The sequence below is a fragment of the Bacillus sp. N6 genome (genome assembly GCF_052805735.1).
Genome location: NZ_CM127843.1, coordinates 1167168 through 1189516, shown reverse-complemented (window position 1 = coordinate 1189516; position 22349 = coordinate 1167168). Strand labels below are relative to the sequence as shown.

The window sequence follows — 22349 nt, the reverse complement described above, 5'->3', positions numbered from 1 at the left end:
TATATAATAAAAAACACTCACAGTAGCATGAGTGTTTCATTCTTCATATTGTTTTATTGTATTCTTCTTTTTCCCACAATTGCAGCCCTTTTTCTTCACAAATCCTTGTTGTTGTAATTGTTCTTGATATGCCTGTTGTTGTGCTTGGTGTTGTTGCTGTATATGATACCACTGCTGCAGGTCATATGAATTTTGCCTTGGATTATTGCTCACAGCAAACATCTCCTCTACTGTCAATTCTGTCTATTTACTATATGAACAACTCTTTATTTCCGTTCCCTCATTCTTTTAAACTCCGCTTTTTCTCGTATTATGAAAATATATTATTCTCCCATAAAATATCCTGTAATTGTTTCAATGATTGCTGCTGCTCCTGCAATGGCTAATAATGCAAGTAACGGCTCCGCAACGATAGGAATCCAATTATATAAAACTAATAAAAAAGCACTAACCCATACACCTGTACACCAATAACAGCTTAATAATTCGCCAATCCACTTTCTTAATCCATTACCTTTAACTTTTGTAAACGTTGATACACTTCCATCCGGCTCCGTAATCTCTAATTCATCAATAAATGGTCTTCGCAAAAAGGCTGTTATTTTATCATATACAATTAAACGAGTGAGCCTAAAAGCAGCTAACGCAAAAATAAAAAATAAAAGCCAGCTTGTAAACAGCATAATTCCACCTTCCCTTATCCTCTTTCGCCTATTTAAAAAAAAAGGTCTTGAGATTGTGACCAAATCTCCTCGACTCCAATATCTTATTAATGTAAATACAAACAAGAAGATAAGGAGTGACATTAATGAGTTGTAACGAAAATAAACACCATGGCTCTTCTCATTGTGTAGTTGACGTTGTAAAATTCATCAATGAATTACAAGATTGTTCTACAACAACATGTGGATCTGGTTGTGAAATCCCATTCTTAGGTGCACATAATACTGCATCAGTAGCAAATACACGCCCTTTTATTTTATACACAAAAACTGGAGAACCTTTTGAAGCATTTGCACCATCAGCAAGCCTTACTAGCTGCCGATCTCCAATTTTCCGTGTGGAAAGCGTAGATGATGATAGCTGTGCTGTGCTACGTGTATTAACTGTAGTATTAGGTGACGGTACTCCGGTACCACCTGGTGACGATCCAATTTGTACGTTTTTAGCTGTACCAAATGCAAGATTAATATCGACAACTACTTGCCTTACTGTTGATTTAAGCTGTTTCTGTGCGATTCAATGCTTACGCGATGTTTCTATCGTAAAGTAAACTAAAAAACTATTGGGGTGGTAGAAGCTTTCTACCACCTTTACATATTTAAAAGCCGGCCATACTAATCGATTGGATATCATCTATAGACAACCTAATATCTCTCATACTATTTTGCGGCATAATAGATACAATGCCATTACGATACGATATGATCGATCCAATATAAGAAACTGTAGCTGTTTTTATTCTGCACCTTACTTTCGGAATGTAATGAGGGCGGTTTAGTAAAAAATGAATTTTTTCATCATTATTCATATCCTTAAATGATTTATTATACGGGACAGTTCTTACTGGTTCTGGTTCTTGCTCTTCTTGTTCTGCATGTTCTTCTTTTTCCTCTTCTTCTATTTTTTCTTCCACTTGCTGCTCTTCTTGTTGTTCTTGCTCTAATACCTCTTCCACAGCACTGCTTACAATATTTTCTTGTCTATTACTTTGCTCTTTTTGATCTTCATTTTCAAAGTTTGTCAGGATAATCCTTTTTATTTTCGGTGCAGCAAGTTCTAAACTTACTTGCGCAATATATAACAACGGTTTTCCAACTGTTGAACTTTTATTTTTATTCTTCACACTCGTCCCTCCCACTTCCATACGTAGCTGAATAAATCGTGTACTATTATAGTTATATTCATCACGTGGTAAGAACTTTCGTTAAAAATCGTTCTTTCTCAGAACAAATAAAAAGGACAATCTCAGCATTTAGAGATTGTCCTTTAAAAATTAATATTATATTTATCCTAGGATATGATACCCTGAATCAACGTGAATGTTTTCTCCTGTTACTCCACGTGCTAAATCACTGAATAGGAATACTGCTGTATCGCCAACTTCTTCTGGAGTTGTTGTACGACGAAGTGGTGCGCGCTCTTCAATTTCTCTTAAGATTGAGTTGAAATCGCCTACACCTTTTGCAGATAACGTACGAATTGGTCCTGCAGAAATAGCGTTGACGCGAATACCATGTTGACCTAAATCGTTCGCTAAATATTTCACGCTCGCTTCTAATGAAGCTTTCGCAACACCCATAACGTTATAATTTTTCACAACGCGCTCGCCGCCAAGGTATGTTAATGTTAAAATATTTCCGCCTTCTGTCATTACTTTCTTCGCTTCTCTTGCTACAGCTGTTAAAGAGAATGCACTAATATTTTGTGCAAGTAAAAATCCATCGCGAGAAGTATCTACAAATTCACCTTTTAAGTCATCGCGATTTGCAAAAGCAATACAATGTGCTACACCGTGAATAGTACCTACTTCTTGTTTAATTGTTTCAAAGCAAGCTGTAAGTTCCTCATCATTCGTTACATCACAAGGTAATACAAGTGATTCTTGTCCTTTTAATGTGTCCGCTAATTCACGAACATTTCTTTCTAAACGTTCTCCTGCATATGTGAATATTAATTTTGCACCTGCATTATGCAAAGAGCGAGCAATTCCCCATGCAATACTTCTTTGGTTCGCAACGCCCATAACAACAAATGTTTTCCCTTGTAATAGTTCCATGATATATCCTCCCAGAAATACTTATACTTGTTATTAGTACCTGATACTATAATTATAGTACCATAAAACCGCTTAAAGGCAAACAAAAAAGTCATTAACAGAAATTTGTTAATGACTTTTGGTTTCTATAAAAAAACGCTCTAATCCTTCTTCCCAAGAAGGCATTTGTGAAAAACCATTTAATCGTAGCATGTTATGTTGAAAGATAGAATATTTTGGCCTCGCAGCTGCAGCCCCGAATTCTTCCGTTGAAACAGGTAATACATTCACTTTCATATTTGCATACGAAAATATCTTTTGTGCAAATTCAAACCAAGAGCATGAGCCTCTGTTTGATACGTGGTATGTACCGTATAAAGAAGTATGAATGAGCTTATTAATAACCATATTTAAATCCGCCACATACGTAGGCGAGCCAACTTGATCCGCTACAACAGATATTTCATCTCTTTCTTTTCCTAATCTCATCATCGTTTTCACAAAATTATTTCCATATTTACCATATAGCCACGATGTGCGAACGATAAAATATTTATTATGTAACTCTTTGACGAACTGCTCCCCTGCATACTTAGAGGCTCCATATATATTTATCGGCGCTGGACTATGAAATTCGTCGTATCCATCTGGTCTGGCACCTTGAAATACATAATCAGTACTAATATAAACTAGCTTCGCTCCTACTAATTGTGAAGCAACCGCTACATTTCGAGCTCCGATTGCATTTATTCTATATGCAAGATCCTGTTCTTTCTCCGCATGATCTACTTTCGTATAAGCAGCACAATGAATAATTATATGTGGTTTTATTTCTTGTACCACTTGTTGTATTCGGGATATATTTGTCACATCTAATAACTTTTTATCAAATGGATATATATCATATTCTTCAGAATCTAACTCTTCAAATAGTTGCTTTCCTAATTGACCGTTTGCTCCTGTTATGATAACCCTCTCTTTCATTTAACATGCCCCTTACTGGTCTTTTAGTGGTTTCCACCATTCCTTATTCTTTTCATACCATTTCACCGTCTCTTGTAATCCTTGTTCAAACGTATATTTCGGTTCCCAATCAAATTCATTCTTCATTTTCTCTGCATCAATCGCATAACGACGATCGTGCCCTAAACGATCTGTAACATATTCAATGTCTTTTTTTGTTTTTCCTAAAAGAGTAATAATTTGTTCCACAACTTCTACATTTGTTTTTTCATTATTTCCACCTATATTATATACTTCTCCTACACGTCCCTTATGCAGAACAACGTCAATCGCACTGCAATGATCCGTTACATGTAACCAATCTCTTACATTTAAACCATCACCATATAACGGTAGTTTTTTTCCTTCCAGTGCATTCGTAACCATTAACGGAATTAATTTTTCTGGATACTGGTACGGCCCATAATTGTTAGAACAACGCGTTACTATAACCGGTAATTGATAGGTTTTATAGTAAGATAAAGCTATCATGTCCGCGCTCGCCTTACTGGAAGAATATGGACTATTTGGAGCTAACGGCGTTATCTCTGTGAACTTCCCTGTTTTCCCTAAAGAGCCATACACTTCATCCGTTGATACTTGCACAAGTTTTATATGCGAATATTTTTTAACTAGTTCTAATAAAGTGACCGTCCCAATTACATTTGTATCATAAAAAGGAATCGGATTTTCAATACTACGGTCCACATGTGATTCAGCTGCAAAATTTACAATCACTTGTACGTCTCGCTCTTTTATAACGTGTTCTAATAGCTCTCCATTTTGAATTTCTCCTTTTACAAAAGAGTAATTCGGGTGATCTTGAAGAGATTTTACGTTATTTAAATTTCCACTATATGTTAATGCATCGTAATTAATAATTTTATATGTTTCATAACTTTGTAGCATGTAATGAACGAAATTACTTCCAATAAATCCAGCCCCACCTGTTACTAATATATTCATAAACAACGCTCCTACTTAAAAACTATCTTCATATTCCTCTAATAATGGTAATATCTGATCCTTACCAGACAATATAGGATCGGTTACTGGCCAAGGAATTGCTAAATCTTTATCTTCCCAAAGTAATCCAGAGTCATGCTCTGCGCTATAATATTCATCTACTTTATACATAACGATAGTATGCGGGACAAGCGTGCAAAATCCATGTGCAAACCCTCTTGGCACTAGTAATTGCCGATGGTTATCTGCACTTAAAATATACCCTTTCCATTGTTTAAATGTTGGTGATTTTTTTCGTAAATCAACGATAACATCATAAATTGCCCCTTGCATAACTTGAATGAGTTTCGTTTGTGCTTTCGGTTTTTTTTGAAAGTGTAGTCCTCGAATCGTTCCAGCCTTAGCCGAATAAGATACGTTATCCTGTACAAATGAATACGTAATCCCTAATGTTTCTAGCACCTGCTTATTATAACTCTCTGAAAAAAAACCACGCTCGTCTCCAAATAACCTCGGTTCTAACAATTTTGCATCGGTAAAATTTGTTTCTATAACTTTCATATTCTCACCTATTCTCCGTTAAACTGTTTCCCAAAGTTAATATCTCGCGCTAACGTATTCGCCTTTTGAAGCGAAGCATGAGTTCCCGCATCAGTCCACCAGCCGCTCATTTCATTATAAGTAAGTACCCCTCGTTTTAAATACCAATTATTTATATCTGTAATTTCAAGTTCTCCCCGTGCAGAAGGTTTTAATTCTTTAATATAAGAAAAGACTTTCGAATCATACAAATAAATTCCCGTAACCGCATAAGAACTTTTCGGCTCTTTCGGCTTTTCTTCAATTTCAACTATTTTTCGATTTTGAATATGTGCTACGCCAAATCTTTCGGGATCTTCTACAGATTGCAATAGCACTTTCGCACCTTCTTTTTGATTTGCAAACTCTTCAACATACGGAAGAATATCATCTGAAAAAATATTATCCCCTAATATAACTACCATACGATCATTCCCGACGAAATCTTCACAAAGCCCTAACGCCTGTGCAATACCGCCTGCTTTATCTTGCACACGATACGTAAAGGACACGCCAAATTCATGACCACTTCCTAAAAAGCTAACAACATCCCCCATATGCTCTTTACCTGTAATAATCATAATATCTGTAATATCACATTGTTTTAGCTTATATACCGCATGATAAATCATCGGATACCGGCCAACAGGAAGTAAATGTTTATTCGTTACTTTCGTTATTGGATATAATCTCGATCCAGTACCACCTGCTAAAATAATTCCTTTCACTTTACATCTCTCCTTTATGATGGAGATAATATATCTTTGTAATGTTCTACAAACACTTTCCGGTACTTCTCATATGTATCCGCATCAAACTCATCCCCGTTGTAATGAATACACCATAAATTTGCTTGGTTTGGGATACCGATTAAATAACCAGCCCTTTGAAACTCTAAAGACTGTGACACATCATAAAAGTGAAACCCTTGAAACAAATCTTCTCGCCACGGAATATCATACTGCGTTGCCATGAATAAACCATCAATTGCCTGAACTGACAAAAATGGTTGATTACCATAAAAAACCTGATCTAAATTTAATAATTGATAATTCTGTCTTCTATACTCAATCACTTTCCCTACTAAATTTTTTCCTTCCCACCATATCCCGTTATTCGGTAAAAACTGAGCTCCAGCGACTCCTATTAAACCAAGCTTTTCATTTTCTTTAAAAAGAGATATAAGTGTAGAAAACATGTCTCGATTAATAAGATATGTATCTTGATGTATATACACTTTGTATTTCGCTGGATATGAAAGGGCTCGGTTGTATGCACTCGCCATACTTTGTGCATCTCGTATCGGAAAAATTTGTACGACATAACCAGGGGGAACAAAAATGTTTCTTATTTGGCTCTCACATTGTTTGAAAAGCTCCTCATTATTTACACAAACAACGACTAATATTGTATGATCTTTCATTTTTGTCCCCCCTTTTATTCTTCCTTATTTATATCTGACATATAGTGTTCCACAAATATTTTTCGATACTTTTCATAGTTCGTCATATTCACATCAAAATGATAATGGATACACCAAGCATCGCGCTGTACAGGTACACCAACTGTATATCCTGCTTTTTTAAATTCAAACGATTGAGATACATCATAAAAATCAAATCCGTCAAATAAGTCTTCTCGCCACGGAACATCATATTGTGTCGCCATTAATAAACCATCAATACATTCTACAGGAATAAATGTTTTTGATTCATGATACGGTTGTTCTAAACTTGCCATATAAAACAAATCATTCATATAACCAATGACCTTTCCTACAATTCCACGCCCTTCGTTCCATACACCAGTTGGAGGAACATATTGCGCTCCAACCATCCCAATCATACCAAGATGTTCATGTTCCTCAAATAATTGAAGTAATCCGTATAAAAAGGCTCTATTTATAATAAAAACATCTTGATGTATATACACTTTATACTTTGCTGGATGCGAAATGGCTTGATTGTATCCACTCGTCATACTTTTCGCATTTCGAATCGGCATAAATTGGACAATATATCCTGGCGGTACTAACAATTGCAATATATGTCGCACGCAGTTTGCATACAATTTCCGATCATTTATACATGTAACAAATAATATTGTTTTGTCTGCAGCACTCATAATTGTGATTTTTCAGCTTCAATAATATACTGAAATACAACTGTCTCAGCCATGAAGCCACTTCCAAGACGATATTTTTTACAAATTCCATATAACTCCTCAATAAGTGGTTCATACATTTTATGATCAACATATACACGATCTACTTTACTAATTGAATATCCTGCTTTTAAAAACATTCTTAGCATTTCATTGAATGTAAAGAAACGAATATGTGTTTTATCTAATAAACCATATTCTGTATACGTCCAATTTCCAGCAAGTAAGGGAGCTAATACTGAAATATGAGCAACGTTTGGTATACTTGCTAAAATCACACCATTTTGCTTTATATATGGCTTTACTTTTTCTATTACAGCCCACGGATCAAATAAATGCTCTAATACATCCCCAAATATGACGCAATCAAATTGCCCCTCCTCATAAGGAAGATCTATTTTTTCTATATCCCCTAAAATAACATGATCTAGTCTTTCTTTCGCTTTTTCTGCCGCCTCTGGAAATGCCTCAATTCCTGATACACGTGTACCATTTTCTTTAATAGCCGCTCCCAATGCACCGCTCGAGCAACCAATATCAAGAACTTCTTTCCATTCCTTTTTTATATGCTTTAATAAATTCGGATTCGCTGCATTATAATAATGCTCGGATTTTTCTTCATATAAAGAACTTTTTTCGCGATTCATTTCACACACTCCTTATGCAAATTGAATTAGAAATATAAATCTCATATGAATTCTATAAAGTGCAGATTTTTTTCATCCCCCAATGATTATTAGCCCGCAAATAGCAGTATAAAATCTTTTATTTATATTGGTTACGTTACTGATACTCTAATATATAACCAATCTATTAGAGTTAGAATAGCGATAAATCATTTCTAAAAAACGAAACCTATTACACTTTATATGGTTTATCAAAAACTCCCCGAAAATATTTACGGTTATATTCAATTGCAGCATTATTCGGAACATAAGAAGCTGCTAATTCATTGTAATAATACGCTTTATCCTGCTCCCCTAACCTGCTATAACAAATACACATTTGTAAATAGGGTAGCCATGTGTAGCTAGCTGGACTATGGAAAGGGCTTTCCGTTGCCATTGGTACTTCCGTAGCAAGTTTAAACCAAAATATCGCTTCATTATATTTTTCTTGTTCCATATATATATATCCTATTCTTGTACAATTCTCTCCTCTAGGGACGTCATACCGAAACGACTTCACACAGGATTCGATTGCCTTCTCCCACATTCCGAGCTTTGCATAGCAATCTCCTAACTTACCACATGCATAAATTTTCTCTTCATACCATCCTTCGTCTTGATTAAGAAATGTTTCATATAGAAGAACTGCATCATCATATTTTTGGTTATCCGTAGATTCATTTGCGTAATAAAATAAATCTCTCGGACTTAATTCTTCACCTGCCGCTACAGTATTTTGAAAAATTTTCAAATTACGATTTGTTACTTTTTTTTCTTTTTTATGTGTAATAGCAACATTACTACTAAAAACCTCACCAGAAATAGCTAAATACTCATGAACCTTTCCAAACCATTGAAATTGTTTTTCACGCTTTACAAGTCGATTTCTTTTTGTACAATATAAAGGTTTCCCGTTAGAATCCATTGCAAGATGATAAGGCATCGAAACAGCATCAATTTTAGGATCTAATTCTCTTTTTAAAAGTTTCAATGCTTCTTGAGCATCTTCTAATAATACGTCATCTGCATCTAGCCACAATATATACTCTTGCGTCGCTTTTGAAAAAGAAAAATTTCTTGCTGCTGCAAAATCATCAATCCACTGGAAATCATATATGTTAGAAGTGTATTTCTCTACGATTTCTTTCGTTCGATCGACGGAACCTGTATCAACTACTATAATTTCATCCACAATTTTCTCAACTGTGTCTAAACAACGGGCTATTGTCTCCTCCTCATCTCGAACAATCATACATAAACTGATTGTAATTCCTTGCTTGTTCAACATAATCACCCTCTTCCAAATCAATCATATGTTAGACATATACTAAACTTTCCATTTTTTTAAATTGTTCAAGTAGTTTAAGATTTCTTTTCAATAATTCAAATGTCCGTGTCATTTTCTTTCGGTTTTGCATCTACTATATAATGAACGCTTTATGGAGGTGAATTTATGTCAAATAATAATTATTCAGATGGATTAAATCCCGATGAATCTTTATCAGCTAGTGCATTTGACCCTAATCTTGTAGGACCAACATTACCACCGATACCACCGTTTACCCTTCCGACTGGGCCTACTGGACCGACCGGACCGACTGGGCCTACTGGGCCTACGGGACCTACGGGGCCTACTGGGCCTACTGGACCTACTGGTGGCACTGGGACTACTGGACCTACGGGGCCTACTGGTGGCACTGGGACTACGGGACCTACGGGGCCTACTGGTGACACTGGAGCTACTGGACCTACGGGGCCTACTGGTGACACTGGGGCTACGGGACCTACGGGGCCTACTGGTGACACTGGAGCTACTGGACCTACGGGGCCTACTGGTGACACTGGAGCTACGGGACCTACGGGGCCTACTGGTAACACTGGGGCTACGGGGCCTACTGGACCATCCGGACTAGGGCTTCCAGCAGGATTGTATGCATTTAACTCCGCTGGGATTTCTTTGGATATTGGACTTAATGCTCCAATACCATTTAATACTGTTGGATCTCAGTTTGGTACAGCAATTTCTCAATTAGATCCTGATACTTTCGTAATTAGTCAAACTGGATTCTATAAAATCACTGTTATCGTATACACTGCAGCAGTAAGTCTATTAGGAGGACTTACAATCCAAGTAAATGGGGTATCTGTTCCAGGTACTGGGGCCACTTTAATCTCAGTTGGAGCACCTATCGTTGTTCAAGCAATTACGCAAATTACGACAACTCCATCATTAATTGAAGTAATCGTTACAGGGCTTGGACTATCATTAGCTCTTGGTACAAATGCATCTATTATTATTGAAAAAATCGCTTAATTTTTTACTTAGCAGTAAAACTGATATCAGTTTTACTGCTTTTTCAATTTCAAATTCAATCATGAAACATTCGCTATCTACATAATCATATTGTTGTATGACATTTTGCAGGAGGCACAAATATGGAAAGTAAATCTGCTGTTCAGCTTTATCTCGAATTGCTAAAGAAGACCATTTTATTTGAAATATGGTTAGAATATGAGGCATACTTACCCGCATCTCTACATATTTCGAAAGAACTAGAATTCGAACCAGTTACAGTCCCTCTCCCTTTATTCATTAAGCAATATGCCGAAAACCATAACTTAAAAATTGTAAAACCAAATGTCTCAAAAAGTGAACGTCATGATGGAATGGATTGGCCAAGAGCAGCACATAGCATGATTGGTCGAGAACGTATGAACCAATTACAAGAGGCAATGGAAACCGTTGTTCGTGAAAATATAGAAGGTGATTTTATTGAAACAGGCGTATGGCGCGGAGGATCATGCATTTTTATGAATGGTTTTTTACAAGCAAACAACATTACGGACCGTAATGTGTGGGTTGCAGATTCATTTGAAGGTTTGCCAGCACCGAATCTAGAACAATATCCAAGAGATTACGGTGATTATTTACACACATTCGATTACTTACGCGTCTCTTTAGAACAAGTACAAGAGAATTTCAAAAAATATGATTTACTAAATGATCAAGTGAAATTTTTAAAAGGTTGGTTTAAAGATACTTTACCAACAGCACCAATTGAAAAAATAGCAATTGCACGGCTTGATGGTGATATGTACGAATCCACCATGGATGGTCTCATGAACTTATATGATAAAGTTTCTAAAGGTGGCTATATAATTATCGATGACTACGGGCTACCACCATGCGCTGAGGCTGTCACAGACTTTAGAAAGCAACGAAATTTAAAAGCCCCTATTACTAAAATTGATGTATTTGGCGTTTATTGGAGAAAAGAATAAAAAAGATTTAATCTATAGGAGATTCTATTTTCACTCATCCTTCTCTCACTTCTAATCCAATTAAGTATTCTTTTTCGGAATCTCCTTACATATAACAATTGTTTTCCTGTGTTCTCTCACTACAAATTGAAAATTTTATTAATAGATTTACTGCATCTTCTCATACAAGAAAGGGGTATACTCATGAGCGAACTTAACAAAGAAATGACTTTACTCCCCCCTCCTGAACTCGTCCAATATGTAGGTGGCGACTTCAAAAAAGTTGGAAAAGAGTTCCTAAAGCATTTTATTCAAATTGGCGCTTTAAAATCAAATGAAAAAGTATTAGATGTAGGCTGCGGCGTCGGCCGAATGGCTGTACCATTAATGAATTACTTAAATGATGATGGAGCGTATTATGGATTTGATTTGTTTAAAGATGGAATTACTTGGTGTCAAAATAACATTTCAACTATGCGTAATAATTTTCACTTTGAACATGTTGACATATACAATCAATTCTATAATCCGGAAGGAAAAGAAGATGCCTCTCAATATCGTTTTCCCTATGAAGACGAAACATTCGATTTTATCTTTTTAACTTCTGTATTTACACATCTTCTCCCAAAAGAATTAGAACATTACGTATCTGAAATTGTACGTGTATTAAAAAAAGACGGGAGATGTTTCATTACATTCTTTCTTATAAACCCTGAATCGTCCTATTATTTAAATGCAGGACAAAGTACATTAGGTTTTTATCATCGAATCGAAAATTGCTACGTTGTAAATAAAGATATTCCGAATTTCGCAGTTGCTTATCCTGAGACAGATATTTGCAATCTATTGAATAAGTACGGCCTAGAAATAATCAATAAGCCGCATTACGGTTTATGGTGCGGCAGACATGAATATACAAGTTACCAAGATATTGTTCTTACAAAAAAAAGCTTCTGAAAGGAAGTTATGTATGATGAATGAAAAAAATCCACCTCTCGTTTCCATCCTTATTCCCACTTATAATCGGCCTCATTATTTCAAAATTGCTCTAGAAAGTGCATTAGCACAAACTTATTCAAATATTGAAATCATCATCGGAGATGATAGTACAAATGATGAAACAGCAACTTTAATACGCGAACAATACTTACCAAATTATAAAAATATAACATACATTCGAAATACCCCTACTCTAGGACAATTTCACAATGACCTTATGCTCATAGAAAAATCGAATGGTGAGTATATAAATTTTTTAATGGACGATGACGTGTTTTATAAGCATAAAATACAAAAAATGATGGCCTATTTTGAGCAAGATCCCAATAAAAATCTTGCTCTTGTTACTTCTTATCGAGTACGTATTGATGATCATGGAAATCTAATCGGTGATTCCCATCCAACACAAAGGTTATATAGTGAAGACACTCCATTAAATGGGATATTTTTAGGTAATTGGATGTTAAAGGGTGGGCACAACATTATCGGTGAGCCTACAACTACTTTGTTCCGAAAAGAATTGCTCACTGATCCTTTTGGTACCCTTAAAGAGCGACAATATTCTTGTAGTGTTGATATGGCCTCATGGATTTCTTTACTTTCTAAAGGAAATGCAATATACATTTCTGAGCCTTTAAGTCAATTTCGCTACCATGCTGGACAACAAATACACAATAAGCTCCTTCAAGGTTGTGAAGATTTCACACACCTCGTTATAACAGCAAAAGAATATGGCTTTTTACAAAATACTACGGACTATAGAGCAGCTCTACTTAGTGCTTACCAATGGTGTAAAAGTTCTTTAAAATACTATCTTCATCAACTAGATATTTTTCCTGATGCACATGTACGTCTTTCCCATTGTTTGGATATAATTATTAAAGAGTTAAACAATTAAACTACTCTGCAAAATCAAAAGTGTATGGGCTATATGCGAATCATTCGTATAGTTCATACATTCTTTCTCATACTATAAAATCCATTACTATAAAGAGCAGTAGAAAGGAATACCTACATTGAAAGATCCAAATTCTCAATATCAAATAGACTACGTATTACTATTTATTTTATTTGCCATTGGGATTGTTAGTTGCTGCGCTATTGCAAGTGCGCAAACCTCTTTACCACCATTTTTACAAAACGTCAATTTTGTACTAAAGCAAATCCAATGGTACTTCATTGGATTTATAGCCATTGGTGTTATTATGATTATCGATTTCGATCGTTATCAAAAAATTGCTTGGTATTTGTATAGCTTTGCAATGGTACTACTTATAGGACTAGAACTTCAAGTACCAGGTGCCGTTACAATTAAAGGCGCTACTGCTTGGTACAGGCTCTCAGGCATCGGAAATTTTCAGCCTTCTGAAATTATGAAATTATTTTTAATTATCGTCATTGGACGAATTATAGCAAATCATAATGAGAAATATTTTTCCAGAACAGTGCGTGACGATTTTTTATTACTTGGAAAAATATTTGCGACAAGTTTGCCACCACTACTACTTATTGCAAAAGAACCAGATTTAGGAAACACAATGGTCATTTCAGCGATGCTTGCAGCAATGATACTAGTTTCTGGCATACGATGGCGTTTTATTTTCGGATTAGTTTCAGGTACTTTCGTCGCTGGATCTACATTAATATATATTTTTTTTACTCACACAGATTTCTTTAAAGCACACATTTTAAAAGAATATCAACTAAATCGCTTCTACGGATGGTTAGCACCTTACAAATATGATGCACAAGGCTATCAATTAAGACAAGCATTCTTAGCGACTGGATCCGGAGAAATGCAAGGAAAAGGGTGGGAAAATGGACAAGTATATTTTCCAGAACCACATACAGATTTTATTTTCACTAATGTCGCTGAACAATTTGGATTTCTAGGCGCAAGTGTCATTATTTCACTTTTTTTCTTACTCATTTTTCGAATGATTCATATCGCTTTAGAAAGTAATGACCCTTTCGGTAGTTACATTTGCGCTGGTACAATCGGAATGTTTACTTTCCAAGTATTCCAAAATATCGGGATGACAATCGGATTACTTCCCATTACAGGGATAACATTACCTCTTATGAGCTACGGAGGAAGTTCACTACTTACATACATGATTGCGATTGGATTCATTTTAAATGTTCGCTCAAGAACGAAAATCTTTATGTTTAAATGAACAACAAAAAAACGCTATATTTTTATCTCTATCCTTTTTTAGATATACTAATGAAAAATACGATGGAGGTTTAAATATGAAATATGACATTATAGGAGATATTCATGGATGCTTCCAAGAGTTTCAAAATTTAACAGAGAAGCTAGGATATAACTGGAGTAGCGGTCTACCGGTTCACCCTGACCAACGTAAACTTGCATTCGTTGGCGATATTACAGACCGTGGTCCTCATTCATTACGTATGATCGAAATTGTATGGGAACTTGTCATACATAAAAAAGAAGCTTATTACGCTCCTGGAAATCACTGTAATAAACTATATCGATTTTTCCTTGGACGTAATGTAACAGTCGCTCACGGACTTGAAACAACTGTTGCTGAATATGAAGCACTTCCTTCTCGTAAGCAAAACATTATAAAAGAAAAGTTTACCACTCTTTATGAACAATCACCGCTCTACCACATACTAGATGAAAAAAGAGTAATCGTATGTCACGCTGGGATTCGGCAAGATTACATAGGAAGACGAGATAAAAAAGTACAAACCTTTGTATTATATGGCGATATTACAGGAGAAAAGCATGCCGATGGCTCACCTGTCCGTCGTGATTGGGCGCAAGAATACAAGGGGCAAGCTTGGATTGTATATGGACATACACCAGTAGCAGAACCTCGATTCGTCAATCAGACAGTCAATATTGATACTGGTGCTGTATTTGGTGGCAAATTAACCGGATTACGTTATCCTGAAATGGAGACTATCTCTGTCCCTTCTTCGTTACCTTTTGTCGCTGAGAAATTCCGTCCAATTTCATAACTACCTTACTTAGCATTATTTAGGCAGATATCATATAAAACTAGGTAAAGTAATTAAAAAAAGATGCAATAAAGTGCATCTTTTTTTAATTACCCTACATATAATGTCGCAGGAGGTGACAGAATGAAGAAAAAATCTTCTAAACAAAAAAGAAAATTTCCCCCTTTATATCTGCCCATGTACGGAATTAACAACTGGTGTAGTATTCGAGCTGCAGCGATAGAAGAACTGGAAGAACAAGAGTCATCAAAAAAAAGCAAAGTAAAACCAACATATGTCTCTTTAGAAAATGCTGTGATGAGCCGCATAATCGATCGTAAAAAAATAAAGATGCAACAAAAAAATAAACAGCTCTCAAATCAAGATGAACAGGTACTACATTCTAACCAAACAGAAGAAAAGGCGGAAGAAAATATTTCTGTAGCAATAAATAAAAAAGTGGAACCAGAAATTCCAGCTGCTATTATAAACAAAGTAAAAAAAATAAAAGAAGCATTAGCTTCATCGAATGATATACAAACTGAAAAACCACTCATAATTGAGACACCTACACCTGAAAATACAAAAGTTAAAAGGGGCGGCCGATATGCATATGCGGAGGGGCTTCACTCTCATGCGGAAGGCATGGCAGCACATGCGGAAGGCTTATTAACGCACGCAAAAGGTTCTTTCTCTCATGCAGAAGGATCAAACTCAAAAGCAACTGGACATAGTTCGCATAGTGAGGGAAGTGAAACGACAGCAGGCGGTGCTTATTCTCATGCGGAGGGTAAACAGACGATTGCTTTAGGCGAAGCAGCACACGCAGAAGGAACCGCAACTATCGCTAACGGATCCTCTTCTCATGCGGAAGGTCATCATACATCAACAGCTCATTTTGCAGGTAGCCATATTATGGGGCGCTTCGGCACTGCAGAAGAAGCTTATTCTTGGTTTATTGCAAATGGTGTAAACGACACCGACCATAATATCGGTGCTAAATGGCTTGCCCATAATGGAGAAATGTACATTGAGGGCGCGTCTTACAATGCAAGCGGAACGGATTTTGCACAAATGTTTGAAACAGAAGGTCATAAACCTATTGATGTCGGTTATTTCGTTACATTTAGTAGCGAAGAAAAAATTCGGATAGCTACTTCACACGATTCGTTCATTTTAGGAATATCTAGTGCAACCCCTGCACTTATAGGAAATAGCGGGGCTTTAAGTTGGCAAAAACGCTATAAAACAGATAACTTTGGGAAACGCCAATATGTATGGACGGAAACAGAAGAAATACAACCTCTTTTAAATACAGAATGGGATCCAGCTTGCAAATATGTAGCAAGAAAAGATCGCACCGAGTGGCTTCCTGTCGGATTAATTGGGCAAATGTTAGTACGTGATGACAGCACTTGCGAAACTCATGGATATTGTCGTCCAAATGACAATGGCATTGCTACAAAAGCCGAAAGTGGATTTTTCGTTATAAAGCGTACGGGTGAAAACCAAATTTTAATATTATTCCGCTAAGAAAAAAGGGAACAAAATTCTTTATAATATAAGAATTTTGTTCCCTTTTTAAGCATTCCTAAGTAGCTCTTGCATATCGCTTGGAATTTTTATAGTGAAAGACATTTCTTTCTCTAAAATAGGATGATAAAACGTCAAAGATTTACTATGAAGTGCTTGCCGTTTCATTTCATCCCTTCTTCCTCCATATAAGTTATCACCAAGTAATGGATGTCCTATATGAGCCATATGCACACGAATTTGATGCGTTCTTCCTGTCTCAAGCTCCAGCGCTACATGTGTCTTATCATATGTACTATCAATTACTTTAAAATGAGTAACCGCCCTTTGTCCATCCTCACAAACCGTTCGCTCAATAATGCTATCAGATTTCCGACCAATTGGTGCATCAATCATTCCTTCTCGTTCTACCATCTCACCGTGAACAATTGCTTCATACGTTCGTTTCACAGATTTTTGTTGATGCTGCTTAGATAAAAGATGATGCACAAAACGATTTTTTGCAATAAGCATAAGCCCTGAAGTATCACGATCTAACCGTGTTACAATGTGCACTGTACTTGCAAGATGCTGCTTATCATAATGAGATAAAATCGCATTGGCAACACTCCCTGTCGGATGTTCTCTAGATGGAATCGTTGACATGTTCGCCTCTTTATCAATGATAAGAATCGCATCATCTTCATATACAATGCATAAAGGGATATCTTCTGCCATCATCCCTTCACTTCTTTCCTCGACTGGAAAAAAGACACTTAATTCTTCACCAGCGCGCAACTGATGACGAACACTCGCATGTTGACTATTTACTTCAATTGCCCCGCCGTGAAACTTTATATCCGTTAAAGCGGCTTTAGAAATACCTTTCGTTTTCAAAAATTCCCTAACTAAAGTTCCCTCTTCAGTCAGCCCTATATCCCATTTCAATGTAAATCTGTTCAAATATATAACCCTTTCTATTTATCTGCAACAAACGAGTCACGAACTCGTTTCCAGAACGGGAACGGGCGGAAACGAACAAATCGTACTTTCTCGTTTGCGACACGATACTGGATTGATTTCACATCTTGATGGACCATTGTTAAATGATCCACTGTAATTTGTAAGTTCATTCCTGCAGCCGGCTTTAACACACATGTATGATGCTTCGGCAATACGAGTGGCGATCCTACAGTACGAAACACACGATTGTTAATGGACGCCATTTCTGCAATTTGAATCGCTTCAATAGATGGGTGAATAATTGCTCCGCCAAGTGCTTTATTATACGCAGTACTTCCTGAAGGAGTAGAAATACAAAGGCCGTCCCCGCGGAATGTTTCAAAATATTCTCCGCGTATTTCTACTTCTGTTACTAATGTACCTTCTGCACTTTTTACAGTCGCCTCATTCATCGCTAAATACTGTGACTCTTTACTTCCATTCACATAGCGAATAATAACTTCTAAAAGCGGATATTCCACCACTTGGAATGGTGTTTTTGCAATCGCAATTACTAATTTCTCTACTTCTGTCGGTAACCAATCTGCATAGAAACCTAAATGTCCTGTATGTACACCAACAAATGCTGTTTCATCCAATCGATTATAATAACGATGAAACGCATACAAAAGCGTTCCATCTCCCCCAACAGAAATTACAATATCGGGTTCCTTTTCATCCATTATAAATCCAAAATCTAGCAAGTACTCTTTCATCGTGCTTGCCAGTGTATCTGATGATTGATCTCCCTTTGACATAATTGTAAATTTCATCGCCCAACACCCTTTAGTTTATGATTCGGAATCTTTCGTTTCTTGCTTTCTTGAAAAAGCCTTTTGCGCTTCTTGAATTTCAAGACGAATAGAAGACATTTCTTCATCTAATAAAAACGCCGCTTCAGCTGCACGTTGCAAGCGTATTTTAATATCTTCAGGAAAACGTCCACTATATTTATAATTTAAAGAATGCTCAATTGTTGCCCAAAAGTTCATTGCTAGCGTGCGTATTTGGATTTCTACCAATACTTTTTGTTCACCCTGAATCGTTTGAACAGGATAACTAATGACAACATGATAAGAACGATAACCGCTATCTTTCTTTTGCGTGACATAATCACGTTCTTCCACGATTTCAAAGTCATTTCGTTTTCGAAGATATTCTACAACAGGCTTAATCTCATCAACAAATTGACACATCATTCTAAGCCCAGCAATATCCTGCATATCTTCTCTCAATCGGTCTAGCGGTACATTTCTCTTCTCCGCTTTATCAATAATACTTGCAACCGACTTTACCCTTCCTGTTACAAACTCAATTGGAGAATGCTCTGTTAACATTGCAAATTGAGTACGCATTCCTTTTAGTTTCACTTTCAGCTCTGCCACCGCTTGGTGGTAAGGTGCTAAAAATTCTTCCCAATTTCGATTCATTTCAACCACCACCAAAATCAATCCATTTGCTTATAGAAATACTTTTTCTACAGCAGTTACTAATTCTTCTCCGTAATTTGCATTACCTTCAATATTTTCAACTAAATATTCTACTTCTTCTTTTAATCCTTCTAATTCCATTTCAATGTCATTCACGCTAACGAACATAACCACATCGTTATTCATCGCTTCATGCATTGCTTCCCAGCATGTATGCGGAATACTTACATAAATGAAAGATGATTCATTTTCTAAGATATATAAAAATGATAAATTGTCTGAGTCTACAAGTACGTGATTACGTGCACTTAACTCCTTTACCTCTATTTCACTATTTTCCGCACAAAAAATAAGAGCATTCTCTCTCTTTTCTACGCTCTTAACTTGGATTTTATTTTGCATGCTCTAACTCCTCCATCTCAACTTCCTGTCTTACTTAACAGTATTATTGTATCATAACATGGACGCAAACAAATAAAACATTGAACCAAATTTATGAAAAAGCGATAATGTGTAAAGAATTATTTTTCAAAAGGAGATTATACAATGACACAAGAAATTGAAATTGAATTCAAAAATATCGTTACAAAAGAAGAATTCGATACATTATGTAAATCGTTTTCTATTGAAGCATTTACGAAACAAGTGAATCACTACTTTGAAACACCTGACTTCTCGTTAAAAGAAGCTGGCTCTGCACTTCGTATTCGTCATAAAGGAGAAACTTATACGTTAACGTTGAAACAACCTGCAGAAATCGGTTTATTAGAAACGCATCAAGTCGTAACAGAAGACGAAGCAAAAATGATGATGGAATCAAACACAATCATTCAAGGAGCAGTAGTAGATCAATTACACAAATTACAAATTCCTGTTTCTGCTTTAACATATATGGGTAGTTTAACAACAGAAAGAGCAGAAACATTATTTAAAGGCGGAACGCTTGTCTTTGATCATAGTTTCTATTACAATCACGATGATTATGAAATTGAATTTGAAGTACAAGATGAAGAAACAGGAAAAGCTGCATTTATTCATTTATTAACGCAACATAACATACCTGTTCGCCATACAAATAACAAAGTAAAACGCTTTTTCCTTGCCAAACAAAACAAAGCACGCTAAAGTGAAAATTCCACTAGTGAATATGTTTCACTAGTGGATACATCTCACTAAAAAAGTTTACACCCGTAGAATAAGCAAAGAATCTTTGAGAAGGCTGTTTATTTGCCCTCTCGAACATTCCATTGCTACAATAGATATACATTTCATGGAAAAAGGAGTTTATAAAGGATGAGCAAGCAACCGATGACACCATTTGAAGCAATTGGCGGTGAACAATGCATTGCAATATTAGTAGATACATTTTATTCCTATGTCAGTAAACACCCTGACTTATCTCCCATCTTCCCGGAAGATTTAACAGAAACCGCTAGGAAGCAGAAGCAATTTTTAACACAATATTTAGGTGGTCCTAATTTGTACACTGAAGAACATGGTCATCCTATGTTAAGAGCACGCCATCTTCCGTTTGAGATTACTCCAAAACGAGCAGAGGCTTGGCTATCATGCATGGAGCAAGCAATGGATGATACTGGAGTGCATGGTCATATAAGAGAGTTTGTCTTTGAACGTTTAGCATTAACCGCTCAGCATATGGTTAATACTCCAAACGAAACAGGTGAAGTGTAATGGATAAGCAGGAAGCAAAGCATATAAATATGCCATCTCCTTCCGCATGTGAGCATAAGTCTGTAGAAGCATATTTATTTATTGATCCACTTTGTAAAGATTGCTGGGAAATTGAGCCTTTTATTATTAAACTATGGCTTGAATACGGGAAATACTTCTCTATTCGTCATATCGTAACAGGAAAAGTGGATGGAACGAACGCTTCCTCACACAAATGGAATAAACCTGCTAATATTCGATTTGTGTGGGAAAAGACAACAAGTTTACAAGGTTTTTCATGCGATGGAAAGGTACATATGCAAGAAGCATCGTCAACACCATATTTAGTTTCGATGGCAATTAAGGCAGCAGAGTTGCAAGGCCGAAAAGCAGGTTCGAAGTTTTTGCGAAAACTCCAAGAATACATTTTCCTTGAAAATGTATCAAGCCCTGACTGCGAACTATTACTTGCATGTGCGAAAGATAGCAATATTGATGTAGAAGAATTTAAAAAAGATCTACATTCTGCTAGTGCAAAAAAAGCTTTCCAATGTGACTTGAAATTCACGAATGAAATGCATATTACAGAAATACCCTCCCTCGTCTTTTTTCATGCGAACTCAGATGAAGAAGGTATTAAAATCGCTGGAAATTATTCCTACGATGTATACGTACAATTATTGAAAGAACTTGTAAAATGTGAAATTGAGCCAGAACCATTACCACCTTTAGAAGTGCTACTAGAAGCAACACAATTTATATCTTCAAAAGAAGTAGCATTTATTTATGACTGTCCGCAACAAGAAATTGAGCGCGAACTTAAAAAGTTACAACTGAAACGAAAAGTACAAATGATAGAAGTAAAATGCGAACGTTATTGGAAATGGATAGCAAAAGAAAAAGACCTGGTGTAAACACCAGGTCTTCTTCTTTACGGCTTATAAAAATATTAAAGGGGATGGGAGAAATTTTCACGTTCAAACAAAGGGGTATATGTTTGTATGTGAATTCGTTCACGCTTATTATATTACAAGATTCGACGTCAGATGACAACCCCTTTTGTCGAATTTCACACTTTTGTCACATTCTAAACGTTTTCATTTTTGAATAAGCTATAAAAAAGGTCATTTAGGGGGTTTATTTATGAAAAAATCTTATATTGCTCTTCTCTTTCTAGCTGTCATCGTTTCTTTTTTCTTGTACATCCTCTCTCTACTACAAGCTTTTCCTAAAATTATTGCCTTGCCTCTTTTATTCGGAATCATTGTTATCACTCTCTCTTATTTCAATCATAAAAAACGATTCAAAGGGTTTTAATTTCAAAAATCAGCCGTAAAACTATCCTTTCAGTTAGAAAAAACAAAG

General features: G+C 36.1%; 28 protein-coding genes. 12 read left to right on the top strand and 16 right to left on the bottom strand.

The window, feature by feature from the left end; all coding sequences use genetic code 11:
• Positions 1–36: 36 nt before the first annotated feature.
• Positions 37–222, bottom strand: a complete 186-nt coding sequence (locus ACUXVC_RS06150; RefSeq protein ID WP_029948404.1) for a hypothetical protein — start codon at positions 220–222, stop codon at positions 37–39.
• Between the two features lie 101 nt (positions 223–323).
• Positions 324–683 carry a DUF1360 domain-containing protein gene (locus ACUXVC_RS06145; RefSeq protein WP_000899664.1) on the bottom strand — a complete coding sequence of 120 codons (360 nt, stop codon included), beginning with the start codon at positions 681–683 and terminating at the stop codon, positions 324–326.
• Positions 684–808: 125 nt separating this feature from the next.
• Between ACUXVC_RS06145 and exsY the strand changes: the two genes are divergently transcribed.
• Positions 809–1273, top strand: coding sequence for an exosporium assembly protein ExsY (gene exsY, locus ACUXVC_RS06140; RefSeq protein WP_001277739.1), 465 nt, complete (start codon positions 809–811; stop codon positions 1271–1273).
• 48 nt (positions 1274–1321) lie between these two features.
• On the opposite strand, the gene ACUXVC_RS06135 is transcribed toward exsY, so the two are convergent.
• The 10 genes from ACUXVC_RS06135 to ACUXVC_RS06090 all read right to left on the bottom strand — a co-directional run bounded on the left by ACUXVC_RS06135 (position 1322) and on the right by ACUXVC_RS06090 (position 9424).
• Positions 1322–1867, bottom strand: coding sequence for a spore coat CotO family protein (locus tag ACUXVC_RS06135; RefSeq protein ID WP_080117245.1), 546 nt, complete (start codon positions 1865–1867; stop codon positions 1322–1324).
• A 141-nt stretch (positions 1868–2008) separates the two neighbouring features.
• On the bottom strand, positions 2009–2779 hold the full coding sequence (fabI, locus tag ACUXVC_RS06130) for an enoyl-ACP reductase FabI (RefSeq protein ID WP_098976215.1): 771 nt from the start codon (positions 2777–2779) through the stop codon (positions 2009–2011).
• 108 nt (positions 2780–2887) lie between these two features.
• Entirely contained in the window at positions 2888–3742 is an 855-nt protein-coding gene (gene rfbD / locus ACUXVC_RS06125; protein WP_000664653.1) for a dTDP-4-dehydrorhamnose reductase, read from the bottom strand.
• 12 nt (positions 3743–3754) lie between these two features.
• Positions 3755–4726, bottom strand: coding sequence for a dTDP-glucose 4,6-dehydratase (gene rfbB, locus ACUXVC_RS06120; RefSeq protein WP_016082449.1), 972 nt, complete (start codon positions 4724–4726; stop codon positions 3755–3757).
• Positions 4727–4741: 15 nt separating this feature from the next.
• The gene (rfbC, locus tag ACUXVC_RS06115) at positions 4742–5287 is read right to left on the bottom strand and encodes a dTDP-4-dehydrorhamnose 3,5-epimerase (RefSeq protein ID WP_088024967.1); all 546 of its coding nucleotides are present in this window, start codon (positions 5285–5287) and stop codon (positions 4742–4744) included.
• An 8-nt stretch (positions 5288–5295) separates the two neighbouring features.
• Positions 5296–6033 carry a sugar phosphate nucleotidyltransferase gene (locus ACUXVC_RS06110; protein WP_000676160.1) on the bottom strand — a complete coding sequence of 246 codons (738 nt, stop codon included), beginning with the start codon at positions 6031–6033 and terminating at the stop codon, positions 5296–5298.
• 14 nt (positions 6034–6047) lie between these two features.
• Positions 6048–6728 carry a glycosyltransferase family protein gene (locus tag ACUXVC_RS06105; protein WP_000651524.1) on the bottom strand — a complete coding sequence of 227 codons (681 nt, stop codon included), beginning with the start codon at positions 6726–6728 and terminating at the stop codon, positions 6048–6050.
• A gap of 14 nt (positions 6729–6742) precedes the next feature.
• Positions 6743–7429 carry a glycosyltransferase family protein gene (locus ACUXVC_RS06100; protein WP_001271180.1) on the bottom strand — a complete coding sequence of 229 codons (687 nt, stop codon included), beginning with the start codon at positions 7427–7429 and terminating at the stop codon, positions 6743–6745.
• Positions 7426–8115, bottom strand: a complete 690-nt coding sequence (locus tag ACUXVC_RS06095; RefSeq protein WP_001078430.1) for a class I SAM-dependent methyltransferase — start codon at positions 8113–8115, stop codon at positions 7426–7428. Before ACUXVC_RS06095 ends, ACUXVC_RS06100 begins: the two co-directional genes overlap by 4 nt.
• A gap of 211 nt (positions 8116–8326) precedes the next feature.
• Positions 8327–9424 carry a glycosyltransferase gene (locus tag ACUXVC_RS06090; RefSeq protein ID WP_078401509.1) on the bottom strand — a complete coding sequence of 366 codons (1098 nt, stop codon included), beginning with the start codon at positions 9422–9424 and terminating at the stop codon, positions 8327–8329.
• 165 nt (positions 9425–9589) lie between these two features.
• On the opposite strand from ACUXVC_RS06090, the gene ACUXVC_RS06085 reads away from it, so the two are divergent.
• The 7 genes from ACUXVC_RS06085 to ACUXVC_RS06055 all read left to right on the top strand — a co-directional run bounded on the left by ACUXVC_RS06085 (position 9590) and on the right by ACUXVC_RS06055 (position 16902).
• Entirely contained in the window at positions 9590–10450 is an 861-nt protein-coding gene (locus ACUXVC_RS06085) for a collagen-like protein (RefSeq protein ID WP_144465543.1), read from the top strand.
• Between the two features lie 122 nt (positions 10451–10572).
• The gene (locus tag ACUXVC_RS06080) at positions 10573–11418 is read left to right on the top strand and encodes a TylF/MycF family methyltransferase (RefSeq protein ID WP_098126002.1); all 846 of its coding nucleotides are present in this window, start codon (positions 10573–10575) and stop codon (positions 11416–11418) included.
• Between the two features lie 183 nt (positions 11419–11601).
• A complete protein-coding gene (locus ACUXVC_RS06075) occupies positions 11602–12354 on the top strand; it encodes a class I SAM-dependent methyltransferase (protein WP_095691224.1) in 753 nt (250 codons plus the stop codon).
• Between the two features lie 13 nt (positions 12355–12367).
• On the top strand, positions 12368–13294 hold the full coding sequence (locus ACUXVC_RS06070; RefSeq protein ID WP_098126019.1) for a glycosyltransferase family 2 protein: 927 nt from the start codon (positions 12368–12370) through the stop codon (positions 13292–13294).
• A gap of 118 nt (positions 13295–13412) precedes the next feature.
• A complete protein-coding gene (locus ACUXVC_RS06065) occupies positions 13413–14573 on the top strand; it encodes an FtsW/RodA/SpoVE family cell cycle protein (protein WP_095691225.1) in 1161 nt (386 codons plus the stop codon).
• A 76-nt stretch (positions 14574–14649) separates the two neighbouring features.
• Positions 14650–15390: a bis(5'-nucleosyl)-tetraphosphatase PrpE gene (gene prpE, locus ACUXVC_RS06060; protein WP_000872701.1), complete on the top strand. Its 741-nt coding sequence runs from the start codon at positions 14650–14652 to the stop codon at positions 15388–15390.
• Between the two features lie 123 nt (positions 15391–15513).
• Positions 15514–16902 (top strand): peptidase G2 autoproteolytic cleavage domain-containing protein, encoded by a 1389-nt coding sequence (locus tag ACUXVC_RS06055; protein WP_053565013.1) that lies wholly within the window; start codon positions 15514–15516, stop codon positions 16900–16902.
• Between the two features lie 48 nt (positions 16903–16950).
• Here the strand turns inward: ACUXVC_RS06055 and ACUXVC_RS06050 are convergent, their stop codons facing one another.
• The 4 genes from ACUXVC_RS06050 to ACUXVC_RS06035 are packed head-to-tail and all read right to left on the bottom strand — an operon-like array spanning position 16951 to position 19715.
• A complete protein-coding gene (locus ACUXVC_RS06050; RefSeq protein ID WP_095691228.1) occupies positions 16951–17844 on the bottom strand; it encodes an RluA family pseudouridine synthase in 894 nt (297 codons plus the stop codon).
• A 14-nt stretch (positions 17845–17858) separates the two neighbouring features.
• Entirely contained in the window at positions 17859–18656 is a 798-nt protein-coding gene (locus tag ACUXVC_RS06045) for an NAD kinase (RefSeq protein ID WP_000673190.1), read from the bottom strand.
• 18 nt (positions 18657–18674) lie between these two features.
• On the bottom strand, positions 18675–19313 hold the full coding sequence (locus ACUXVC_RS06040) for a GTP pyrophosphokinase (protein ID WP_001081482.1): 639 nt from the start codon (positions 19311–19313) through the stop codon (positions 18675–18677).
• Positions 19314–19343: 30 nt separating this feature from the next.
• Positions 19344–19715, bottom strand: coding sequence for a UPF0738 family protein (locus ACUXVC_RS06035; RefSeq protein ID WP_001180005.1), 372 nt, complete (start codon positions 19713–19715; stop codon positions 19344–19346).
• Positions 19716–19859: 144 nt separating this feature from the next.
• Between ACUXVC_RS06035 and ACUXVC_RS06030 the strand changes: the two genes are divergently transcribed.
• From ACUXVC_RS06030 to ACUXVC_RS06015, 4 genes are all read left to right on the top strand, one after another.
• Positions 19860–20438: a CYTH domain-containing protein gene (locus ACUXVC_RS06030; RefSeq protein WP_000191118.1), complete on the top strand. Its 579-nt coding sequence runs from the start codon at positions 19860–19862 to the stop codon at positions 20436–20438.
• A 168-nt stretch (positions 20439–20606) separates the two neighbouring features.
• Positions 20607–21005 carry a globin domain-containing protein gene (locus tag ACUXVC_RS06025; protein ID WP_000043386.1) on the top strand — a complete coding sequence of 133 codons (399 nt, stop codon included), beginning with the start codon at positions 20607–20609 and terminating at the stop codon, positions 21003–21005.
• Positions 21005–21898 (top strand): ClpXP adapter SpxH family protein, encoded by an 894-nt coding sequence (locus ACUXVC_RS06020; protein WP_053565015.1) that lies wholly within the window; start codon positions 21005–21007, stop codon positions 21896–21898. The genes ACUXVC_RS06025 and ACUXVC_RS06020 overlap by 1 nt, the downstream gene beginning before the upstream one ends.
• Before the next feature lie 229 nt (positions 21899–22127).
• The gene (locus ACUXVC_RS06015) at positions 22128–22301 is read left to right on the top strand and encodes a hypothetical protein (RefSeq protein ID WP_000750354.1); all 174 of its coding nucleotides are present in this window, start codon (positions 22128–22130) and stop codon (positions 22299–22301) included.
• Positions 22302–22349 lie beyond the last annotated feature (48 nt).